This window comes from Shewanella hafniensis, from assembly GCF_019655335.1.
GTDB classification, from domain to species: Bacteria; Pseudomonadota; Gammaproteobacteria; order Enterobacterales; family Shewanellaceae; genus Shewanella; species Shewanella hafniensis.
In genome coordinates this window covers 57,576-78,773 of record NZ_BPFD01000011.1, presented here as the reverse complement: position 1 = coordinate 78,773, position 21,198 = coordinate 57,576, and the positions used below count along the sequence as shown (strand labels likewise).

The window sequence follows — 21,198 nt, the reverse complement described above, 5'->3', positions numbered from 1 at the left end:
TCCTTCACGACCCACCACTTACTCTAATAAATAGAATAAGTTAGTGGTATTTAGCGAGATAGGCAGTAGTACAATGGGTCGTTAGCTCAGTCGGTAGAGCAGTTGGCTTTTAACCAATTGGTCGAAGGTTCGAATCCTTCACGACCCACCACTTTACTGAAAGTGCATAAATCAGCGCAATACCTAGATGGGTCGTTAGCTCAGTCGGTAGAGCAGTTGGCTTTTAACCAATTGGTCGAAGGTTCGAATCCTTCACGACCCACCACTTATTACTTACATTATTAATGTCAGAATAAGTGAACAGATTTATAGCAATACCTAGATGGGTCGTTAGCTCAGTCGGTAGAGCAGTTGGCTTTTAACCAATTGGTCGAAGGTTCGAATCCTTCACGACCCACCACTGATTATCCCGCTTTATCTCTCTCAAGTTACCCACTGAATTTACCAAGTTAAACTTCAATTTCCAGTACCTAGATTTAATACCTTCGTTTTACTTATTTCGTTTCAAATATTTTCCTAACATATTATTTATCATGATATTTTCTACTTTTGTCTCATAGACCTATTGCCAATGTTTCTCACTTGTTAATTTGTCCATATTGGTTGCGGATAAATAATAACAACTGGGGAAAGACAAAAATGAAACAAGCAAAACTAAGCTTGATGGGTAGTGCAATATTGTTGGCATTAGCAAGTTCGGCCAATGCGGCATCACTAAAAGATACGGACATTGAGTTTGGCGGTTATATCAAAGCTGACATCATGTTCAGTGATTATGGTAATGGTGCCCCGGATTCGGGGGATCTCTCTAGGCAATTTTATGTTCCAGGCACTATTTATGGAAAAGAGGGGAATGGCAATCAAGTCGTGGATTTTCAAGCTCGCGAAACACGTTTTAATTTCAAAGCGACGACTGATATTGATGGTCATAAACTTTCTGGCTTTATTGAACTCGATTTTATGACCCACACCGATGGCAATGAACGCACATCCAACAGCTACTCGCCTCGTATTCGCCATGCATTTGTCTCCTATGACAATTGGACGGTAGGCCAAACGTGGACCACCTTCCAAAATGCTGCGGCATTGCCTGAGAATCTCGATTTTGTTGGTGCTGCCGATGGCACCCCGTTCGCCCGCCAAACACTATTGCGCTATACCCAAGGTAATTTCCAATTCGCGATTGAAAATCCTGAAACCACAGTCACGCCAAATCAAGGCGGTACCCGCATTACCAGTGGTAGTGGGGTAATCCCCGATGTTGTCGCGCGGTATAACCTCAAAACGGATGGCGGCGCGGCGTTCTCGTTTGCGGGTATTGCCCGTCAGTTGAATTTAGAAACTAAGATAGGTGCGACGCAGATTGATAGCTCTGCCCTAGGATATGGCGCCAGTGTGGCGGGCATTATTCCGGTCGGCAAAGATGATCTTCGATTTACGGCCACCTATGGTGAAGGCTTAGGTCGTTATATGGCACTCAATTACATTAATGCGGGTGTGCTGGATGCCAACGGTGATATTGAGTCGATTCGTACTTTCGGTGGATTTGTGTCTTATCGTCATTGGTGGAATGAGCAGTGGCGCAGCAGTGTAACCTTGTCAGGCATGCAAGCGGATAACGATGCGGCTTTAACCGGTTCAGGCGTCAATAAGGATGCTTATTCTGGCTATATCAACTTACTTTACTCGCCAAGCAAACCGCTGACCTTTGGGGTCGAGTATATGTACGCCAAGAACAGTAAAGAAAATGGCGATGATGGGGATTTGAGCCGCATCATGTTCTCGGCTAAGTATGTGCTCTAATCTTACTTGCTTGCGATAAAACTAAAAAGGAGACCTTAGGTCTCCTTTTGCATTAAGCGGGTCACATATGTGTAGCGCTTAATCTAACAGATTGTTTTCGCGAACATATTGTTCGAAATCCGTGCAGCCACCGACGTGTTTTTCATCGACAAAAATCTGCGGTACGGTTTCAACTGGCTTACCGACAGTTTTCTCTAAATCTGCTTTAGAGATGCCTTCTGCGTGGATATCGACATATCTGAACTTAAAGTCATCACGTTTTTCAACGAGTTGCTCAGATAATTGCACAGCACGAACGCAATAAGGACAGCCTGGACGGCCAAAAATAACAACGAACATAATAGCTCCTTAGGATTACTTTAGTCGTTTTATACCATAGGCCTAAGTGAATTGATAATGTCAGCCGCGTTTATTTTCAGTTTGATAGCGGCCTTGATAATCAAAATAGCTTTCGAGCAGATCCCAGCCTTTTTTATGTTTCTTCAGTAGCAAGAGATCGGGCATGCGGAATTTATCCGCGTCACTGATTAACTCTGCCACCTTAGTGTACTTTTTGGGTTTTAATCCCGGCGTTCGGCTATGGGGAAAGATGAATAAGGCATATAGGGCTCGCCACTGGGCCGGCGTTTGCAATTTAAAGCGGCGATTGAATTCATTGCCGTCGATATCGAGGTATTGCACTTTTAGATTGCCGTCATCGTCGATGAGGCTCATATGCTGGCAGCGGAACAAATGATGGTGCTGCTGGCTGAGCACTTGGCGCAGGCGTTTATCGGGATCGATGAGGGTCGATTGGCAGTGCTGGCAAATGCGCGCGGCGATATCGTTCTCTTCACCGCAATCAGGGCAAGATTTTGATCTAAATCGAAAGTCGCACTGCAGCTTTTTACCTTGCTGTTCGACTATGCCCTGACAGCGGCGACCAAAGTGTTCGATAATGTCGCCATCATCGTCCGTGAGTCCCCAGAAAATATTGGCAAAATCGCACACAGGGCAATGCACTTGCACGGGTACCGATTTACTGTTGGGTTTCGCTTGCCCGACCTCAGGAAAATACAAGTCATAACCATTGGCAGCATAGTCGATGATAAGACAATCTTTTTTACCTTCAGCGATGCGTAAACCACGGCCGATCATTTGTTGAAACAGACTGACTGAGGCGGTAGGGCGCAAAATTGCAATCAAATCCACATGGGGCGCGTCGAAGCCTGTCGTCAGCACAGCCACGTTGACCAAAAACTTAAGCTCTTGGGCTTTAAAGCATTCAATCGTCGCATCTCGTTCATTGTCGTGCGTTTGTGCCGTGATAATGGCGCTCTGTGCAGCATGAGCTTGGTTAAGTAGGCCAAAAATCTCATTGGCGTGGCGCACCGTTGCCGCGAAGATGATAATGCCTTTTCTATGTTGGCCCAGTTCAATGAGCTGTTTCACTATCGCTGTGGTCGCGCGGCCGTAATGCCCCAGTAAATCGTTAACCTCGGCTTCGGCATATTCGCCATTCTCGTTGGCTTTCAGTTGGCTGAAATCGTACTGGGCACTTAAGCCATCAAACAGGGTTGGCGCTGTGAGGTAACCTTGTTTAATGAGTGGCCTGATGGGCAGTTCGAACACACAATGTTCGAACACAGCATGTTCGGGAGACCCCACTTTGCCGTGATAGTGTTGCTGATAAATCCAGCCAGTGCCAAGGCGATAGGGCGTAGCGGTGAGGCCGAGCAATCTTAGTTGGGGATTTTTCGTGCGTAAATGATTGAGCACTTGCTGATATTGGCTGGTTTTTTCTAGGCTGACTCTGTGGCATTCATCAATAATCACTAACGAGAATGGCTGATCAAACTGGGTTACCCCCCGCGCTGCCGATTGAATGCTGGCGACGACGGTTTTCCCCTCAGTGGCTTTTTGATTGAGTCCCGCCGCATAGATACTGGCTTGTGCTGTGAGGAGGCCGACTTTCTCGGCATTTTGAGCAACTAATTCTTTCACATGGGTGAGCACTAAGACTCTACCTTTGGCGATGCGTGCCAGTTCGGCGATCACTATGCTTTTGCCCGCGCCTGTGGGCAATACAAGTACGGCGGAAGCTTGGCTTTGCCTAAAATGGGCGATGGCGGCATTAACCGCTTGCTGTTGATAGTCTCTGAGTTTGACTGACACGCTGATAAAAATCTATGCTGAATAAAAGTGAGGTTGCAAGCTTAACATAACAGGCAAAAAAAATGCCCCTGGTTGGAGGGGCAAGCTAGAGAAAGGAGCAATCACACACACTCTCTCAACAGGGTTCACTTTTAACCTGAGGTTTAAAAAGGGAGGTTCAGGTTACACTTAGCCTATTGGGCATAGACTAAGCGTTGTGGATGTTGTTCGTCACTCGGATATTACTCAGTACGATTCAAGCGTGATTCAATCAAGGTCTCGATCACAGCTGGATCGGCCAAGGTTGATGCATCCCCTAAGTTGGTCACTTCGTTAGCGGCAATCTTACGCAGGAAGCGGCGCATGATCTTGCCCGAACGTGTCTTAGGTAAGCCCGTCGCCCATTGGATGAGATCTGGGGTTGCCAGCGCACCAATTTCTTTACGAACCCATTGACGCAGCTCTTGTCGTAGCTCTTCGGTTTCTTCAGTGCCGCGGGTTAGCGTGACGTACGCATAAATACCTTGGCCTTTAATATCATGTGGGTAGCCAACTACAGCTGCCTCGGCGACCAGTTCGTGTGATACCAGCGCACTTTCGACCTCTGCAGTACCTAATCTGTGGCCGGATACGTTGATTACGTCATCGACGCGGCCAGTGATCCAGTAATAACCATCTTCATCGCGGCGGGCACCGTCACCGGTAAAATACATGCCACGGAAGGTTTTAAAGTAGGTCAATACAAATCGTTCGTGGTCGCCATAGACAGTCCGCATTTGGCCCGGCCAAGAGTCGAGTAACACTAAGTTACCTTCGTTCTCACCTTCTAAAATATTCCCCATGTTATCCACTAAGGCGGGTTGAACACCAAAGAACGGACGGGTCGCTGAGCCTGGTTTAGTGTCGGTCGCGCCTGGTAGCGGCGTGATCAAAATACCGCCGGTTTCAGTTTGCCACCAAGTATCGACGATAGGGCAATGTTCATGACCTATGACTTCATGGTACCAACGCCATGCTTCTGGGTTGATAGGTTCACCTACCGAGCCCATGATCCTCAGACTGCTACCATCGAACTTATCGAAGTGTTGTTTGCCTTCGGCCATCAGTGCGCGAATTAAGGTTGGCGCAGTGTAAAGAATGTTTACCTTATGGCGGTCAATCATTTCGCCTAAACGGGCAGGGCTTGGGTGATTCGGTACGCCTTCATGGATAAGCACAGTCGCACCATTGGCGAGAGGGCCGTAAACCATGTAAGAGTGGCCTGTTATCCAACCCACATCCGCGGTACACCAGTACACTTCACCCGCTTTGTAGTCGAACACATATTCATGGGTCATAGACGCATAAACCATGTAGCCGCCTGTGGTGTGTAATACGCCCTTGGGATTACCGGTTGAACCTGAGGTATACAGCAGGAATAACGGTGATTCAGCGTCCATTTCCTCTGGTTGGCAGTGCTCTGATGCGGTTTCCATCAGCGAATGCCACCACACATCACGGCCTTCTACCCAATCGACTTTGCCACCCGTGCGTTTAAGCACTATGACTTTTTCAATGCTAGTGACATCAGGGTGTTTTAAGGCATCGTCAATGTTGCGTTTCAATGGAATAGCACGGCCACCACGCATACCTTCATCTGATGTAATAATGACTTTGGATTTACCGTCAATGACGCGAGAGGCGATAGAATCCGGCGAGAATCCACCAAACACCACGGAGTGCACCGCGCCGATACGGGCACAGGCAAGCATAGCCACTGCGGCTTCTGGCACCATAGGCATATAAATCGTGACTATGTCACCGCGGCGCACGCCTTGGCTGCGCAACGCGTTAGCGAATTTACACACCTCTGCATGTAATTCACCGTAGGTAATTTTGCGTTGTTCGCTGGCGTTGTCGCCTTCCCAAATAATCGCCACGCGATCACTGTGCTCGGCTAAGTGACGATCCAAACAGTTAGCAGAAGCGTTCAGGGTGCCGTCATAAAACCAATTGATCGATAAGTTATGGTCATCAAAAGAGGTTTTTTTAATTTTGGTATAGGGTTTAATCCAATCAATACGCTTGCCGTGTTCTCTCCAGAAACCTTCAGGATTGACAATCGACTCTTGGTACATTGTTTTATATTTATCGTTGTTTACAAGTGCATTGGCAGCGATATTGCCGGAGACTTTGTAGAGAGACTGCGAGCTCATAGGGCTTCCCTTTTGAAAAATTGCGTGGACTGAGTATGGTATGCAAGGGGGCGGCAACTCCATTAGACCTTGGTCTAGTTTTAAATTTTCCTTTATATTTAGTCTGTTGCATTAAAAGTCCGGCTAGATTTTAGACAGGTTTTATCGCACAATAATCAGAAAAAAGAGCAAAGTATGAATTTAACCTTAGTCGTCGCCGTTATTGCCATCTGTTATGTCTCGCTTTTATTCCTATTAGCGTGGGGGGCGGAGCGTTGGTTTAGCCGCATCACCAAAAAGCTACAAGTCGGTATTTATGGCCTGAGCTTAGCGGTTTATTGTTCCTCGTGGAGTTTTTTAGGCACTGTTGGCCAATCGGCTAAGGACCTTTGGTCTTTCTTACCGATTTTTATCGGCCCCATTCTGATTTTTACTTTAGGTTTTGGCATGTTACGAAAGATGGTATTAGTGTCTAAGGCACAAAATATCACCTCAGTGGCCGACTTTATTGCTGCCCGATACGGCAAATCCCAAACCTTAGCCGCCTTAGTCACCTTAATCGCCTTGTTTGGCATCATGCCCTATATCGCCCTGCAGCTTAAGGCGATGGTGTTTAGCCTTAATCTATTTCAACCTGCAGACGATCCCCTCGATGGGGTGACGATTCCGCTACTGATCACGTCTTTGTTAGCTATATTTGCCATTTTATTTGGTACCCGCAAACTCGATGCCACCGAGCATAATCCCGGCATGATGCTGGCGATTGCCTTTGAGTCTCTGGTGAAACTTGCTGCATTTTTGTTGGTCGGTGTTGTCATCAGTTTCGGGGTATTCGATGGTTTTGGGGATATTTGGCAGCAGGCCAATGCGCAGTCGTTGATCAATTATCCTAATCCTCGTATCGAAGCTTTAATGCCTGAGTTACTCGTCGGAATGGCGGCGTTTTTGTGTATGCCAAGGCAGTTCCATGTGATGGTGGTGGAATGCGCCGATGAGTCAGTGTTGTCAAAGGGACGTTGGTTATTTCCCATCTATTTAGCACTTTTTGGTTTATTCGTTGGACCGCTCGCATTAGCTGGGAAGATCATCCTTGGTGATTCAGTGTCGGCCGATACCTATGTGATTAATCTGCCTCTCGCCTTAGATCAGCCTTTGTTGGCTGTTATTGCTTTGCTGGGCACACTTTCGGCGGCAACCGGCATGGTGATAGTGGCGGTCGTGACCATCAGTGTGATGGTGAGTAACGAATGGCTAGTGCCTGTGATGCTGCGCACGGGCCATATTCGCGAGAAAAACTTCAGTCAGTTCTCGCACCTGTTACTAAATGCCCGCCGCTTAGCCATAGTGATTATTCTTGGGCTAGGTTATGGCAGTTATCTTGCCTTAGCCGACAGTGATTCTTTATCCCATCTCGGCATGTTGTCCTTTGGCGCTTTCGCCCAATTAGCGCCTGCCTTAGTGGGCGGGCTTTATTGGAAGCACGGCAATCGTGCTGGGGTATTTTTAGGGCTCGGCGTGGGCTTCACGTTGTGGTTTTACATTATGTTGCAGGGCATGACAGATGTGCAAAGTTCATCAGCGTTAGTATCGGGAGTCACGGGTGAGATAGGCTTGCTAGATGCGATAACGCCCAATGTGCGTGATGCGCTGACGGCACTTTTTGCCAATATCGCCTGTTATATTTTGGGATCGATTTGGTTTAGGGCGGGTGTGGCTGAGCGTATTCAGGCCAGTGCTTTTGTGAGCCCTGGCAAATTGAAAAACAGCGCTAATAAGAAAAATGGTCCGATTTCACAGCAAGATTTACTGATACTGGCGAGTCGCTTCGTTAGCCCAACACGCGCCTACGAGAGCTTTAGCCGTTTCTCGATTGATGCGGTAAAAAGTGATAGTTGGCATAAAGCGGCGCCGCCTGAGCTGATTTTCCACACAGAACGTTTATTAGCGGGGGTGCTTGGCGCCTCAAGCGCAGCGCTGGTGATGGATTCCGTGCTGCAAGGGCGCGATTTAGCGCTGGATGAAGTCTTTAGTCTGGTCGATGAAGCTTCATCGAAAATTATGCTCAGTCAAGACATGTTGCGCGGCGCGATTGAGCATGCCTATGAAGGCATGAGCGTGATAGATAATGATCTCAATCTCGTTGCTTGGAATTATAAGTATGTGGAGTTGTACCAATATCCCGACGGATTCTTACAGCAGGGTATGCCCATCAGCGAAGTGATCCGTTTTAATGCGTCGCGGGGTTATTGCGGTGAAGGGGAAATTGAACAGCAGGTCGCCCAGCGGGTACAGCATATGCGTAATGGTACGCCACACACTTCTGAGCGCCATCGCAGAGACGGTAAAGTGATTAAAATTCAAGGTAATCCCATGCCAGACGGCGGCTTTGTGATGACCTTTACCGACATAACTCAGTATCGCGAGCAGGAGCGTGCGCTGCTCGAAGCCAATGAAACCTTAGAAAGCCGCGTTAACGAGCGTACCTATGAATTAGCCATGTTGAACAGTGAGTTACTGGAAGCTAAGGCGCAGGAAGAAATCGCCAACGCCTCTAAAAGTCGCTTCTTGGCCGCCGTCGGCCATGATTTAATGCAGCCGCTTAATGCTGCGCGGTTATTTACCGCATCTTTATCTCAGTATCCTAATCTCGATCGTGAGGCCAGAACCACCTTATCCCATGTGAATAGCTCGCTTAAGATCGCTGGCGAGTTGCTCACCGATCTGCTGGATATTTCGAAACTCGATTCCGGCATGGTGGAGGTGAATCGCCGTGACTTTGCGATTTCAGAACTGATCAATGGCTTATCCGTGGAGTTTGAGGCGATGGCGGCGGACAATCAAATCCGTTTTAAGATGGTCCCATGCAGTGCGACTGTTAATTCCGATCCTTCGCTGTTACGCCGTGTCCTACAAAACTTTTTAACCAATGCCTACCGTTATGCTCGCGGTGGCAGAGTGTTATTTGGTTGCCGTCATCGTGGCCATTACCTTGAGATCCAAGTGTTAGATACAGGTTGTGGTATTGATGAAAAAGAAACCCAAGAAATTTTTAAAGAATTCAAGCGGCTGAATAATCCTAAGAGCAACAATGTCAGCGGCTTGGGCTTAGGTTTAGCGATTGCCGATCGCATCAGTAAAGTGCTGGAACACGGTATTCAGGTTTCATCCCATTTAGGTCGCGGTTCGGTATTCTCCATTTGTGTGCCGCTCGGGGAGACTGTACGTCAGCCGCAAGTGAAGGCGTTGCCATCGCTGCTGCAGCCGTTATCGGGTATCAAAGTGTTGTGTATCGACAACGAAGAGGCGATTCTGGCGGGGTTAGAAAGTCTATTAAGTCGTTGGCAATGTGAGGTTATTTGCGCAAAAGATTTATCTGATGCACGCATTAAGCTAGGGCTGAAAGGCGTTGCGCCCGATATTGTGCTCGCCGATTACCGCTTAGATGATAGCCAAAATGGCGTTGATGCGATGGACGGTATTCGTGCCCTGTATGGCAAAGACTTGCCCGGTATTTTGATCACCGCCAATACCCGCAAAGAGCTGGTGGAAGATGTGCAGCGCCGCGGCTATCACTATATGGCGAAAATGATAAAACCTGCCGCGCTGCGCGCCTTGATTTCGAGCTTAGTGAAATGAGCTGAGTCTGATTAACTAAGTCTAATCAGCTTAGTTAAACCAGCTTAGTTAAATCAGATTAGAAACATAAGTTGAGTGGCATCGGTACATTAGCCTGAAACCCAGATAATCCGCGTAGTTGCGATGCGGATTATCTGGATTAAACACTTCGCTCAATACTGGTTTAGCACTTTGCAAGAGAAAATAGGCTAGAGGTTAGTTATCGTTGCTTCGTTCATCCCCAACCAAATGAATGATCAGAGTTTGAAAACAGCGAGTTTGCTGTTTAAATTCAGTGATAACTCCGCCAAACTTTCACTTTCTTGGGCGAGATAGGTTGCCGATTCGGAGACTTCGAGCGCTGAGTTATTAATCCCGCACACGTTTCTGTTCATGTCTTCAGCGACCACACTTTGTTCTTCTGCGGCGGTAGCGATATGGGTCGCCATGTCACTCACATGTTTGATGTGGGCTACGATAAGCGATAAATCACTTCCCGCTTTTGCCGATTGACTCACACTGTTTTCTGCCAGCGCACGGCTTGCATCCATTGCCTTAGCGGCGCTCACGGCCCGTTGTTGCAATAATGAAATCGTGTTCTGAATTTCTTCGGTTGATTGTCTGGTGCGACTGGCGAGTTGTCTCACTTCATCGGCGACCACTGCAAACCCTCGTCCTTGCTCACCTGCGCGGGCGGCTTCAATGGCGGCATTCAATGCGAGTAAGTTAGTTTGATCTGAAATCGCGTGATAACAGAGGTCACTTCGCTGATCTGCATGACTTCTTCTTTGAGCATGTTCACTTGGTCCGTCGCTTGCTCCACTTCTTTGGCAAGAGCATGAATACCATCCACACTGGCGTGGACATCTTGGTCGCCAAGGCCAGCTTCCCAAGTGGCTTCTTTGGTATCTTTGGCTGTGCTCTCTGCATTGTTTGCCACATCAGCGATAGTGGCGCTCATTTCATTCATGGCAGTGGCAAGCTGGGCAAGTTGATCCCGCTGATTATTTACTGCTTGATTAGTTTCCTCTGCGGTTGAGGCGATGCGAGCCGAGGCCTGGGCAACATGATCAGCGCTATGACTCGCTTCCTGTAAGGTGCTACGAATCGAGCCAATGCTTTGGTTGATGTTGCGGGCTAAAGAGCCAAGCTCGTCTTTACCATAGACCTTTAATTGCGTAGTTAAATCCCCCTTAGTGATAGCGAGCATCGCCTGATTCACATCATCCAATGGCCGAGTAATAGAGCGGCTAATGGCATAACCTAGCCAAGCCATAAGCACAATAATGACAAATGTAATACCACCCATGGTGAGGTATTCATGCCAAATGGTGGCTTCAATATCTTGGAGTAACATACCTGAGCCTAAGATCCAGCCCCAAGGTTTAAATCCCATGACGAGTGAGATTTTTTGCGCCGATTTTCCATTAGCTGTCATCCAGCGGTATTCAACTAGGCCTTGTTTGCCATCACGGCCGAGTTCGACCATTTTGTACCAATAGTTTTCTTCGCCTTGATTGCCCATCTGTTGCCCAACCAATTCTCTTTTGATGGGATGGACGATGACGCGCCTCGATTCATCAATCACAAACAAGTAGTTATCACCATCAAAGCGCATGTCGTTCAACATGTCCTTAGCGGCCTGCTGTGCTTGCTCTAAGGGCAGTGATTGGGATAACGCCTGAATGCGGCTGCTAGCGAGGGACAATACGGCGTTAAGTCGTGCTTCACGTTCCATCATCAGATTATGTTTTAAAGCACTAACTGAAATAATGAGTAAAATTAAGGCGCCTGTGAGGGCGATGATGAGCTGTAATGCGAGTTTGCGATTGACGGCTATGTCAGCGAGTTTGAACATATGATCTCCATGTCTTGGTGTTGCTATTTAAGCCATTCCTCAGCTCAATTTGTTGGCGGATATTGGCGAAAGATGTGCGGGAAAACATTAGCGATATAAGCATTGCTGGCTTTGGAAAAATGTCCAGTTGCTAGATTAAATTAATGGGCTAAATTGCGGAGTTTTAATGGAAATTGTGAGCAATGTTGCAATTGCAATCTTAGCGCTTTTAGCTATCGAGAGGATGCGAGGTTTGTATTCTGGGTAAGACTGCTGAGTGACTTAACATCGCTGCTTAGTTTAAACCCTAGCGCACTTTTAACGATGCGCAGAGGGTTATCTATTTGAAGGATGATTACGTTGAAGGCTTATGCTGTTGGTATTAACCGTGGCTAATAAGCTGTGGCTCGGCACAGGCGGATGATGCCTTAATGCTTGTTGCAACTAGCTTCATCGCACGGGTGAGTTGGCTTAATTGCGCCGGGCTAATCACATAGGGCGGCATGATATAGATAAGGTTGGCGAAGGGGCGAACCCACACGCCTAAATCAACAAATTGTTGCTGCAACTCTGCCGTGTTGACGGGTTCGTGCATCTCTAACACGCCGACAGCGCCGAGCACTCGCACATCTTTTACGCTGGGTAAGTTAATCGCATCCTTAAGTTCTAAGCGCATTTGCTGCTCGATAGCGGCCACTTGCGCTTGCCATTCATTGCGATTGATTAAGTCTACGCTTGCACACGCGGCCGCGCAGGCCAGCGGGTTACCCATAAATGTCGGCCCATGCATAAACACGCCGGCGGGAGATTGGCTGATTCCTTGGGCGACGTTATCGGTACATAGCGTTGCTGCTAGGCTGATGTAACCGCCCGTTAGCGCTTTACCTAAACATAAGATATCTGGGGTAATATTGGCATGTTCATAGGCAAACAGCTTACCGGTTCGGCCAAAACCCGTGGCGATTTCATCGAGGATAAGCAGCACATTATATTCATCACACAGGGCACGAAGACCCACTAAATAATCTGCGCTGTAGAAACGCATCCCGCCAGCGCCTTGCATGATCGGCTCTATGATCACAGCGGCAATCTCATGGTGATTAATGCTTAATATGTCGCGCATTGCGGTTAAATCATCGGCTTGTAAGGCTTCGCCAAAGGCGGTTTGTGGCGCGGGCACAAAAGATTGTTTTGTTAGCGCATCGCCAAACATAGTGTGCATGCCACCTTCGGGATCGCACACGCTCATGGCGGCAAAGGTATCGCCGTGATATCCCTTTTTAACGGTAAGAATACGTTGTTTTAATGGCCGCTCTTGATGTGTGGTTTGTTCCTGCGAGCTTTGATCTTGCCAACTTTTACCTTGCAAACTTTGACCTTGCCAATATTGCAGCGCCATTTTGATCGCCACTTCCACTGAGATAGAGCCAGAGTCGCATAAAAAGACTTTCGTCAGCGGCTCGCAGGTCATAGCGATAAGTTTTTTACACAGTTCAATGGCGGGTTCATGGGTGATGCCGCCAAACATCACATGGCTCAACTGATGCAGCTGTTTTTCCATCGCGGTTAATATCTCGGGATGCGCATAGCCGTGCACACAAGCCCACCATGAGCTGGTGCCATCGACCAGCTTGCGGCCATCGACGAGTTCGAGCTCGCAACCCTTTGCGCTATGTACACCAAAAACAGGAAGAGAACGGGTCATTGAGGTGTAAGGATGCCAAATATGGGCGCTATCAAAATCAAAATCGAGTAAATTGCGCATAAATGCTCACTAGGTTGGTGGTAAAGTAGCCACTAGTAAACTGAGTTCACTGGTTGGCGTTGACAGTTTAAGGGCTGAGGTTATCCTAGCCAAGATAAAAGACAGAATAAAAAGGGTGTTCAATGTCGCAGTTGCAAGTTCGTCATGATTGGAAGCGGGAAGAAATCGAAGCCTTATTTGCGCTGCCGATGAATGATTTGTTATTTAAAGCCCACAGCATTCACCGTGAAGTGTACGATCCCAATGAAGTGCAAATTAGCCGCTTGTTATCGATTAAAACCGGTGCTTGCCCTGAGGATTGTAAATACTGCCCACAGAGCGCCCGTTATGACACAGGTTTAGAGAAAGAGCGTTTGCTGGCAATGGAAACTGTGCTGACCGAAGCGCGCAGTGCTAAAGCCGCGGGGGCATCTCGTTTCTGTATGGGCGCCGCTTGGCGTAACCCGAAAGAAAAAGACATGCCGTACCTTAAGCAAATGGTACAAGAAGTCAAAGCCTTAGGCATGGAAACCTGCATGACGCTTGGCATGCTTTCTGAAGAACAGGCGAACGATTTAGCTGGCGCAGGCTTAGATTATTACAACCACAATTTAGATACTTCGCCTGAATACTACGGCGATGTGATCACCACTCGTACCTATCAAAATCGTTTAGATACCCTGACACATGTGCGTGCTTCTGGCATGAAAGTGTGTTCTGGCGGGATTGTCGGCATGGGTGAAAAGGCGACGGATCGTGCAGGCTTACTGCAACAGCTGGCCAATTTACCCCAGCACCCTGATTCAGTGCCGATCAATATGTTAGTCAAAGTGGCGGGCACACCTTTTGAGAAGCTTGACGACCTCGACCCACTCGAATTTGTGCGTACCATTGCCGTGGCACGTATTTTAATGCCGCTTTCGCGCGTGCGGTTATCGGCGGGTCGCGAAAATATGAGTGATGAACTGCAGGCCATGTGTTTCTTTGCTGGCGCCAACTCGATTTTCTACGGTTGTAAATTGCTGACCACGCCAAACCCAGAAGAAAGCGATGATATGGGGCTATTCCGACGTTTAGGCTTACGTCCAGAACAGGGCGCTGCGGCAAAATTGGAAGAAGAAAGTGCTGTTCTAGCCAAAGCGGCGGCTTATCAAGATAAGTCATCGGCACAATTCTATGACGCGGCGGCTTTGTAAGCACACTGACTTCATGTTGTTTGACGTATATCTTGAATAACATATCAATCCTGTCGGCGCAGTCTGTATTGACTGCGGCCAACAGGTTTATTCAATGTGTTCTATTCCTAAGATAAATCTGCTTAAATCGCACACTCTTGAGGCTAAATTGATGAGTTCTCTGCTTGAGACTAAAATTGCCGCCCGTCAGCATGCTCTGCGTGAGCAAGGATTACTGCGCCAACGTAAAGTGCTGAGTGTCGATCATGCCATTAACACCAACGCATCCACTTCGAGCCCACGTTTTGTGTTTGAAGGTCGCACTTATGTCAATTTCAGTAGTAATGATTATTTAGGTTTATCCCGCGTTCCTGAGTTGGTTGAAGCGCTGCACCTTGGTGCGCAGACCTACGGTGTGGGTAGCGGCGCATCGCCCTTAGTGACAGGGTACAGTGATGCGCATGTCACACTTGAACGTGAACTCTGCGCCTTAACGGGGCATGAAGCGGGATTACTATTCTGCTCGGGCTTTAGTGCCAATACGGCGTTAATGAAAACCTTGTTTGATCAGCAAGATACTGTGATTGCCGATAAACTTGTGCATGCCTCAATTATCGATGGTTTGCAGGACAGCGGTGCGCAGTTAAAACGTTTTTTACATAATTCGCTTGAGAGCGCTGAGCGGCTTCTGACTCGAAATCACGCATCGGCGTTAATCACAGAAAGCGTGTTTAGCATGGATGGGGATTGTGCGCCGATCGTGCAGTTATCGGCGCTTTGTCGTCAACAGAATACATGGTTGATTGTTGATGATGCCCATGGTTTTGCGGTGCTCGATGGTTATCACAATGCTGATGCCGCCAAGCTTATCGATGTGCAAGTGGTCACTTTTGGTAAAGCCTTAGGTTGCCAAGGTGCGGCCGTGTTGGGGAGTCAGGCGCTGATCGATTATTTAGTCAGTAACGCCCGTGAATACATTTACTCGACCGCCTTATCGCCCGCCAATGCCGCATTAGCGTTAGCCGCTGCTCAGTACTGCACAGCACATCCCGAGTTACAGCAAAAACTGCGTGAGAATATCACGCTGTTCAAACGATTATGCCTTGAGGCGAATGTGCCCCTTTTAGGTTCAGATACCGCGATTCAGCCGCTGATCATTGGGGATGCGCGGCAAACCCTGCAAGTGGCCGAGGAGCTAAGGGCTGCAGGGATTTGGGTTGGCGCGATTCGCCCGCCGACCGTGCCTGTGGGCTCAGCACGTTTACGTATTACCTTAACGGCCGCCCATGCCGCGGAAGATATCGCGGCCTGTGCTGCGCAATTAGCTCAAGTGCTCAGTCGCGTCCGTGTGCCACTTGTGACTGAACGACAAGCTACGGATGATCACAGATAAATGTACGCGATTGAAGGCGTTATTCTATTGAATTTTAAGTTTTTATGGTTGAGTGTTAACTGCAATGCCAAACCCGATTAAATCCAGCAAGCCCAAGGCGAGTGAATCAAGCTCTAACGTGCTCAAGCCTAGTGAGCCCAGCTCTTGCGGGTCAATATCTCACGAGATGAATGTGAGCGAATCTGCTGTAATGCAAGCTTTTGAAAAAAAAGCGATTGAAAAACAAGCTTTTGAAAAACCAGCTGTTGGAAAAAGAGCAATTAAGAAAGTAGCCAATACACACGGCGCTCAGATTGCCGAACGATTCTCTGCAGCGGCCCATAGTTATCAAGACCATAATCAGTTACAGCGTCTGAGCGCCGCCAGTTTACTCAGTGAGTTTACCGCCAAAGGTCATCTGTTGGACATTGGCGCTGGCCCTGGGACCGATTTTTCGGTGCATGACTTTGCACATCAATCTGAGCATCACGCTGAGCAGGGTTTGATGCAAAATCCACAGACGACTGTGTTTGCTGTGGATATCGCCCTTGGCATGTTGCACAAGCTAAAACAATCTTATCCCGATTATCACGGCGTGTGCGCCGATGCCGAGTGTTTACCTTTTGTCGATGGCTGCATCGATGTGATTTATTCGAATTTGGCTTTGCAATGGTGTGGGAATTTCGCCGCTGCGGTCGCCGAAATGGCGCGAGTGCTTAAGCCAAATGGCGAGTGTCATTTGAGCCTAGTAGCGCAGGGAAGTTTGAATCAATTAGCCGAATTAGGCTTAAGAGTGAATGACTTTTCGACGCTAGAGTCGCTCAAAGCGGCATTTAAACTCGATACATGGCAGTCGTTAGAGGTGCAGCTCATTCCTATGACAGTGCATTTTGATACGCTCAAAACCTTACTCTATTCCATTAAAGGGGTAGGCGCATCAGTGCAATCGGTCAGCTCAAGCCATTCAGCTCATTCAATCAGTTCAGCCAACTCAACCCGTTTAATTGACTCAACATCGCAAGCAGCAGGAGAAGTTGCTGGTGCAATAGCCGCTGCAGATTTAGCTCCGCGGCTGCGTGGTCGCCAAGATTGGCTGGCAATGCAGGCCAAAGCCGAATCGTTACGTGTACCCCAAGGTTTACCGTTAACCTATCAGATAGTGCAGATACGTGCTCGGCGCGGGATATAACAGTTTCGCGCTATGTTTAACTAAAGCAGTGTTTTAGCTACAACAGTGTTTTAGCTACAGCAATCATCATGCAAATATATTTAGCATTGGTGAGCGATAGGGGCTTTAGTGTGTAGATTTATGGATTGGTTGCTTTTAGCTTCATCCAGAGTGTTTTTCATATAGACCACTCAGTAGCGACAGATAAGGATCTAATATGTTTTTTGTAACAGGTACAGATACCGACAGTGGTAAAACCTTAGTTTCATCGGCGCTGTTAACTGCAGTAAACCGTTTGGGCGCGATAGCCAGCGCTGACTCGGCTGTGAGTATTTTGGCTTCTAACACGCTGTCTACCTTAGGTGTTAAGCCCATCGCCTCGGGCTGTGCGCAAACCTCCGAAGGCTTACGTAATGCCGATGCGCTGCAACTGATGACGTCATCTTCACTAAAACTGGCCTATTCCACCATCAATCCTTTTACCTTCGAGCCTGCGATTGCGCCGCATATTGCTGCCGCCCAAGTGGGCGTGGGTTTAGCGCCTGAAGTCATTATCGAAAGCTTGGATTTAGCAGCGTTTGCTCAAGCGGATTTTTGTTTGATTGAGGGCGCGGGTGGCTGGCGTTTACCCTTAGGCGAGGGGAGATATTTATCGGAAGTGGTACAGAAATTAGAACTGCCAGTGATACTCGTGGTGGGCATGAAACTCGGCTGCTTAAATCACGCACTGCTGACTCAAGAGGCGATATTGGCTGATGGGCTTAAGATTGCTGGCTGGGTTGCCAATTGTGTCGACCCGAATATGAGTATGTTTGCGGAAAACTTGGCGAGTCTTAAAGAGATGATGTCAGCGCCTTTCCTCGGCTGTGTGCCTTTTCTTGATGCTCCCAGTGCTGAAAATGCCGCTGATCATCTTGATACTTCGCCGCTTTTTCAAAGCGCAGAGGCCAATACATAGCCAGTGCCTAACTAATGCTTAGCCGCTTAATACTTTCGGCTAAGTGCTATCGTAATGTTTTGAGACCAAAAGCCTCACATTAGGTAAGGCTTATTTCTATCAAGGCTGCCGATTAATGTTCGCAAATGAGTGGCTGCACATTAACGCTAAGCGTCGCTATTAGCGATTGATCTGTTGCTTCAATGCCGTTGAGGCTTTAAAGCTGGGCTGATTGTAGCCGTCGATTTCGATGGTTTCGCCCGTTTGTGGATTACGGCCCGTTTTAGCGACATGGTATCTCAATTCAAAGGTGCCAAATTGTGGCAGGTAGATTTTTTCGCCTTCGCTTAAGGCGATGTGGATCTGTTGCAAAATCTGCTCAACCACAGGTTTAGTGCTCGCTTGCGATGCATTGAGCTCGGCGGCAATACGTTGGATAAGTTGTGCTTTGTTCATAGAAACCTCTGAAGTCAGCTTAGGTTCAATCGAAGGGGAGTTATAACAAGCTCGCCTTAAGATTGAAAGCCATAGCCAGCTTAGCGCGGTCGAGTGGTGTTTTATTGACTGGCTTGTAACTTTATTGAAAACAGAGTGTTGGTATATTGAGCGGTAATCTTGTCGGTTTTGAGTGCTTGTCAGTTTTGAGTCGAAAACTTAAGCGCAACTGGGTTGCGCTTAAGTCATGAGCAGCATTATTCAACGGCTGGCTTATGTGAAGCCAACTTTTTAAAGCTCGCCTATGAAAAGAGCGTTTCTTCCAGAGTGCGGCCTTTCAGCAGCATCTTATATTGCCACTGATGTTGGTTGAAAAGGGTAAATAGGCGCATTTCAATATCACTGTTCTGTGCTTTTTCTGCATCCGTGGCAAGCTGGATAATAAACACTTTGCTCTGTTTTGAGCTGACGTTCACCACGCCCGCCAGTTTCGCCACTTCCGCTTGCAGCACCTCACTGTCACAAGTTTGCATGGTTAACGTTAGGTAATCACTGTCGGTCGATGCATGCATAGACACGGCTTGGCTCAGTTGGCCCTTGTCTAAATACAACACTTGATCGCACAGCTTTTCGAGCTCATCGAGATTATGCGAGCTGATCATAAAGGTCGTGGTGGGCGATAGGGCTTTGACCAGCTCGCGGACTTTTTTCGCATTGGCAGGGTCGAGTCCCGCCGTCGGCTCATCCAATAACACTAATTCTGGCGAGCCAATGAGCGTCTGCGCAATCGATACGCGTTTACTCATACCGTGGCTAAGACTGGGTGGTTTTTGCTCGGCGACGTCAGCTAAATCGACTAAGGTCAATACGCGAATGGCCTCTTGTCTGGCTTGTTCAACGCCCATGCCCTGCAAACGCGCGAAAAAGCTTAATTGGCTAACAATGGTCAAATTGGGATCGAGCACCGCATCCTGGGGTAAAGCGGCAATTTTACCTAAAAGTTTAGGGCTATTAGGCGCTTCACCGAGCAGGGTTATTGTCCCGGCACTTGGCGACATATAGCCGCATAACAGGCTAAAAAGCGTGGTTTTACCCGCACCATTGGGACCGACAAGGGCGATGGGGGCACCCGCTTCTAGGCTGAAGTTAACATCATTCAGCGCCTTTTTGCTGCCGTAAAGCTTTGACAGTCCTTGGCATTGGATCAGACTCATAGCGAGCTCCTTTGCATATACATTCTGCCGAGTAAGAGGGCCGCAGCAGTTTGGATTAGTGGAATAGGGGCATAAACTAAACTATTGAGTCCATTGGTATTGAGCATGTCCGACAACTGAGCACCGGGTAATATCCATTGTAGCTGAGCCAATACGTTAGATTGGCTGCCTAACACCATGATGGCGATGGAAATCACAGTCCATAAAATGGTCGCAAACACCATAGCTTGGCGTGCCGTGCGCGCATACAGGGACAATAAGGTCATCACTGCCGTGTAGGGCAAGATCACTATGATGAGGTTAAGGCCAACTAAGGCGCCAGAGGTTAACGCTGGCAAAAAAAGCTGGCTGTCACGGCTGAGCGCGAGGGCGACAGTGGCGATAATCGTCAATAGGATCAGCAAGCCTTGGATCAGAATTTGGCCGAGAAAACGCCCGAACAATAAGCTGTCACGGCTAGTGCGCAGGGTTAAAAAGCGCAGTGTGCCACGGGTTTTATCGGAAGAGAATTGATCGGCGGCGATCAAAATACTGAATAGTGGGAATAAATACAGCGCAAAGCACCAAAACACCGCCATTTCGGCTACAGGCCACTCAAAGAGCACGTTGAGGGTATTGGCCCCAAATAAGCTGTCGATGACGTCTTTTACATTGGGCTGCAATAACATCGCCGATGCGCTTTGAATGGGATAAAGCAGGAGTACGCCCCACACTAAACCAAAGGCGACCAAGGCGATGATCCCTCGGGTATTAAATAAAAATTTACGCAGTTCAAACATGGCGATAATAAGCATGTTGTTGAAACTGCTGGGTGGATTATTGGTCATTTGCTGTCTCTATTATTCTTGACGCTATGATTAGCTTTATAAGACGATTAACTCAACGAGGCGATTAACTCATCGAGCTTTTGCGTCAGTTCAGCCACCTGTTGCTCAAGCTCTGTCACTCTTTGGGTTAATTCATGCGGCTCAGCAGCCAAAGACACTGCGACATGGGCGGCACTATGGTTGGTAGTCTGGCTGGCAGTATGAGGGCTGGCAGTATGAGTATTATCTGGCTGCGCAGTTTCGAGCTGCGACGAGGCGGCAGAGAATAATTCCACATAACGGGATTCGCGGCGACCGGCTTCTCTGGGCAACTGTTTTAAGAAAGGTTTTTCGCGGCTCATTAATTGGCGGATGCAATCTTCCACTTCGATCACGTCTTTAAATTCGTGTAGGCGATTACTGCGAGTGCGCAGTTCTCCTGGCGTTTGTGGACCACGTAATAGCAACAAACAGACGATGGCGAGTGCGGCGGAGGACAGTTGAAGTTCACTGAATTCGGTATTGCAGAATCTGTGCTTGTATTTCACGACGCGGCTGCCAAATCCCGACTGTTCGCTGATCAAACGTTTACGATTAAGGGAATCGACGGCAATTTGTACTTGGGTTTCGCTGAGTTCGAGTACCGGCTCGCGACTGGTTTTTTGATTGCAGGCTAAGGTCAATGAGTTTAGCGAGAGAGGATATTGCTCTGGGGTAGTGATTTCTTTCTCAAGCAGGCATCCGATGACTCTGGCTTCGTGTAACGTGAGTTCCATATAAGCTCC

Annotated in this window: 14 protein-coding genes, 3 tRNA genes and 1 pseudogene; 9 read left to right on the top strand and 9 right to left on the bottom strand. The window is 48.0% G+C overall.

Annotation, left to right across the window (positions count from 1 at the left end; genetic code table 11):
- The first annotated feature begins 75 nt into the window (after positions 1-75).
- The 4 genes from K5Q99_RS05660 (at position 76) to K5Q99_RS05645 (ending at position 1,803) form a co-directional block, all read left to right on the top strand.
- Positions 76-151: transfer RNA gene (locus K5Q99_RS05660), tRNA-Lys, on the top strand.
- 38 nt (positions 152-189) lie between these two features.
- Positions 190-265: transfer RNA gene (locus K5Q99_RS05655), tRNA-Lys, on the top strand.
- Between the two features lie 59 nt (positions 266-324).
- Positions 325-400, top strand: a tRNA-Lys gene (locus K5Q99_RS05650).
- A gap of 239 nt (positions 401-639) precedes the next feature.
- Positions 640-1,803 (top strand): DcaP family trimeric outer membrane transporter, encoded by a 1,164-nt coding sequence (locus tag K5Q99_RS05645; protein ID WP_220776295.1) that lies wholly within the window; start codon positions 640-642, stop codon positions 1,801-1,803.
- A 78-nt stretch (positions 1,804-1,881) separates the two neighbouring features.
- Here the strand turns inward: K5Q99_RS05645 and K5Q99_RS05640 are convergent, their stop codons facing one another.
- The 3 genes from K5Q99_RS05640 to acs all read right to left on the bottom strand — a co-directional run bounded on the left by K5Q99_RS05640 (position 1,882) and on the right by acs (position 6,131).
- Positions 1,882-2,142: a GrxA family glutaredoxin gene (locus K5Q99_RS05640; RefSeq protein ID WP_006081259.1), complete on the bottom strand. Its 261-nt coding sequence runs from the start codon at positions 2,140-2,142 to the stop codon at positions 1,882-1,884.
- A gap of 60 nt (positions 2,143-2,202) precedes the next feature.
- Positions 2,203-3,957: a DNA repair helicase RadD gene (gene radD, locus K5Q99_RS05635; RefSeq protein ID WP_220776294.1), complete on the bottom strand. Its 1,755-nt coding sequence runs from the start codon at positions 3,955-3,957 to the stop codon at positions 2,203-2,205.
- A 221-nt stretch (positions 3,958-4,178) separates the two neighbouring features.
- Entirely contained in the window at positions 4,179-6,131 is a 1,953-nt protein-coding gene (gene acs / locus K5Q99_RS05630; protein ID WP_220592698.1) for an acetate--CoA ligase, read from the bottom strand.
- Between the two features lie 174 nt (positions 6,132-6,305).
- Between acs and K5Q99_RS05625 the strand changes: the two genes are divergently transcribed.
- Positions 6,306-9,746: a hybrid sensor histidine kinase/response regulator gene (locus K5Q99_RS05625; protein WP_220776293.1), complete on the top strand. Its 3,441-nt coding sequence runs from the start codon at positions 6,306-6,308 to the stop codon at positions 9,744-9,746.
- Positions 9,747-9,982: 236 nt separating this feature from the next.
- Here the strand turns inward: K5Q99_RS05625 and K5Q99_RS05620 are convergent.
- Positions 9,983-11,583: pseudogene (locus tag K5Q99_RS05620) on the bottom strand (methyl-accepting chemotaxis protein).
- A 361-nt stretch (positions 11,584-11,944) separates the two neighbouring features.
- On the bottom strand, positions 11,945-13,327 hold the full coding sequence (gene bioA, locus K5Q99_RS05615; RefSeq protein WP_220776292.1) for an adenosylmethionine--8-amino-7-oxononanoate transaminase: 1,383 nt from the start codon (positions 13,325-13,327) through the stop codon (positions 11,945-11,947).
- A gap of 122 nt (positions 13,328-13,449) precedes the next feature.
- Here bioA and bioB point away from each other — a divergent pair, with 122 nt between their 5' ends.
- The 4 genes from bioB (at position 13,450) to bioD (ending at position 17,979) form a co-directional block, all read left to right on the top strand.
- Complete coding sequence (bioB, locus tag K5Q99_RS05610) at positions 13,450-14,502, top strand: biotin synthase BioB (protein ID WP_220592702.1); 1,053 nt, start codon at positions 13,450-13,452, stop codon at positions 14,500-14,502.
- A gap of 151 nt (positions 14,503-14,653) precedes the next feature.
- The gene (locus K5Q99_RS05605) at positions 14,654-15,874 is read left to right on the top strand and encodes an aminotransferase class I/II-fold pyridoxal phosphate-dependent enzyme (RefSeq protein WP_220776291.1); all 1,221 of its coding nucleotides are present in this window, start codon (positions 14,654-14,656) and stop codon (positions 15,872-15,874) included.
- Between the two features lie 64 nt (positions 15,875-15,938).
- A complete protein-coding gene (locus tag K5Q99_RS05600; RefSeq protein ID WP_220776290.1) occupies positions 15,939-17,042 on the top strand; it encodes a methyltransferase domain-containing protein in 1,104 nt (367 codons plus the stop codon).
- A gap of 196 nt (positions 17,043-17,238) precedes the next feature.
- Positions 17,239-17,979: a dethiobiotin synthase gene (gene bioD, locus K5Q99_RS05595; protein WP_220776289.1), complete on the top strand. Its 741-nt coding sequence runs from the start codon at positions 17,239-17,241 to the stop codon at positions 17,977-17,979.
- Between the two features lie 159 nt (positions 17,980-18,138).
- Here bioD and K5Q99_RS05590 read toward each other — a convergent pair whose 3' ends face one another.
- From K5Q99_RS05590 to K5Q99_RS05575, 4 genes are all read right to left on the bottom strand, one after another.
- Positions 18,139-18,414 carry an HU family DNA-binding protein gene (locus K5Q99_RS05590; protein ID WP_106650246.1) on the bottom strand — a complete coding sequence of 92 codons (276 nt, stop codon included), beginning with the start codon at positions 18,412-18,414 and terminating at the stop codon, positions 18,139-18,141.
- Between the two features lie 281 nt (positions 18,415-18,695).
- The gene (locus K5Q99_RS05585; RefSeq protein WP_106650247.1) at positions 18,696-19,607 is read right to left on the bottom strand and encodes an ABC transporter ATP-binding protein; all 912 of its coding nucleotides are present in this window, start codon (positions 19,605-19,607) and stop codon (positions 18,696-18,698) included.
- Entirely contained in the window at positions 19,604-20,434 is an 831-nt protein-coding gene (locus K5Q99_RS05580) for an ABC transporter permease subunit (protein WP_106650248.1), read from the bottom strand. The genes K5Q99_RS05585 and K5Q99_RS05580 overlap by 4 nt, the downstream gene beginning before the upstream one ends.
- 47 nt (positions 20,435-20,481) lie before the next feature.
- The gene (locus K5Q99_RS05575; RefSeq protein ID WP_106650249.1) at positions 20,482-21,189 is read right to left on the bottom strand and encodes a YceH family protein; all 708 of its coding nucleotides are present in this window, start codon (positions 21,187-21,189) and stop codon (positions 20,482-20,484) included.
- Positions 21,190-21,198 lie beyond the last annotated feature (9 nt).

Bases quoted from the DNA above. Each gene is read 5' to 3' on its own strand.
- K5Q99_RS05645 (WP_220776295.1), top strand. From the start codon at position 640: ATGAAACAAGCAAAACTAAGCTTGATGGGTAGTGCAATATTGTTGGCA.
- K5Q99_RS05640 (WP_006081259.1), bottom strand. From the start codon at position 2,142: ATGTTCGTTGTTATTTTTGGCCGTCCAGGCTGTCCTTATTGCGTTCGT.
- acs (WP_220592698.1), bottom strand. From the start codon at position 6,131: ATGAGCTCGCAGTCTCTCTACAAAGTCTCCGGCAATATCGCTGCCAAT.
- K5Q99_RS05625 (WP_220776293.1), top strand. From the start codon at position 6,306: ATGAATTTAACCTTAGTCGTCGCCGTTATTGCCATCTGTTATGTCTCG.
- bioA (WP_220776292.1), bottom strand. From the start codon at position 13,327: ATGCGCAATTTACTCGATTTTGATTTTGATAGCGCCCATATTTGGCAT.
- bioB (WP_220592702.1), top strand. From the start codon at position 13,450: ATGTCGCAGTTGCAAGTTCGTCATGATTGGAAGCGGGAAGAAATCGAA.
- K5Q99_RS05605 (WP_220776291.1), top strand. From the start codon at position 14,654: ATGAGTTCTCTGCTTGAGACTAAAATTGCCGCCCGTCAGCATGCTCTG.
- K5Q99_RS05600 (WP_220776290.1), top strand. From the start codon at position 15,939: ATGCCAAACCCGATTAAATCCAGCAAGCCCAAGGCGAGTGAATCAAGC.
- bioD (WP_220776289.1), top strand. From the start codon at position 17,239: ATGTTTTTTGTAACAGGTACAGATACCGACAGTGGTAAAACCTTAGTT.
- K5Q99_RS05590 (WP_106650246.1), bottom strand. From the start codon at position 18,414: ATGAACAAAGCACAACTTATCCAACGTATTGCCGCCGAGCTCAATGCA.
- K5Q99_RS05585 (WP_106650247.1), bottom strand. From the start codon at position 19,607: ATGAGTCTGATCCAATGCCAAGGACTGTCAAAGCTTTACGGCAGCAAA.
- K5Q99_RS05580 (WP_106650248.1), bottom strand. From the start codon at position 20,434: ATGACCAATAATCCACCCAGCAGTTTCAACAACATGCTTATTATCGCC.
- K5Q99_RS05575 (WP_106650249.1), bottom strand. From the start codon at position 21,189: ATGGAACTCACGTTACACGAAGCCAGAGTCATCGGATGCCTGCTTGAG.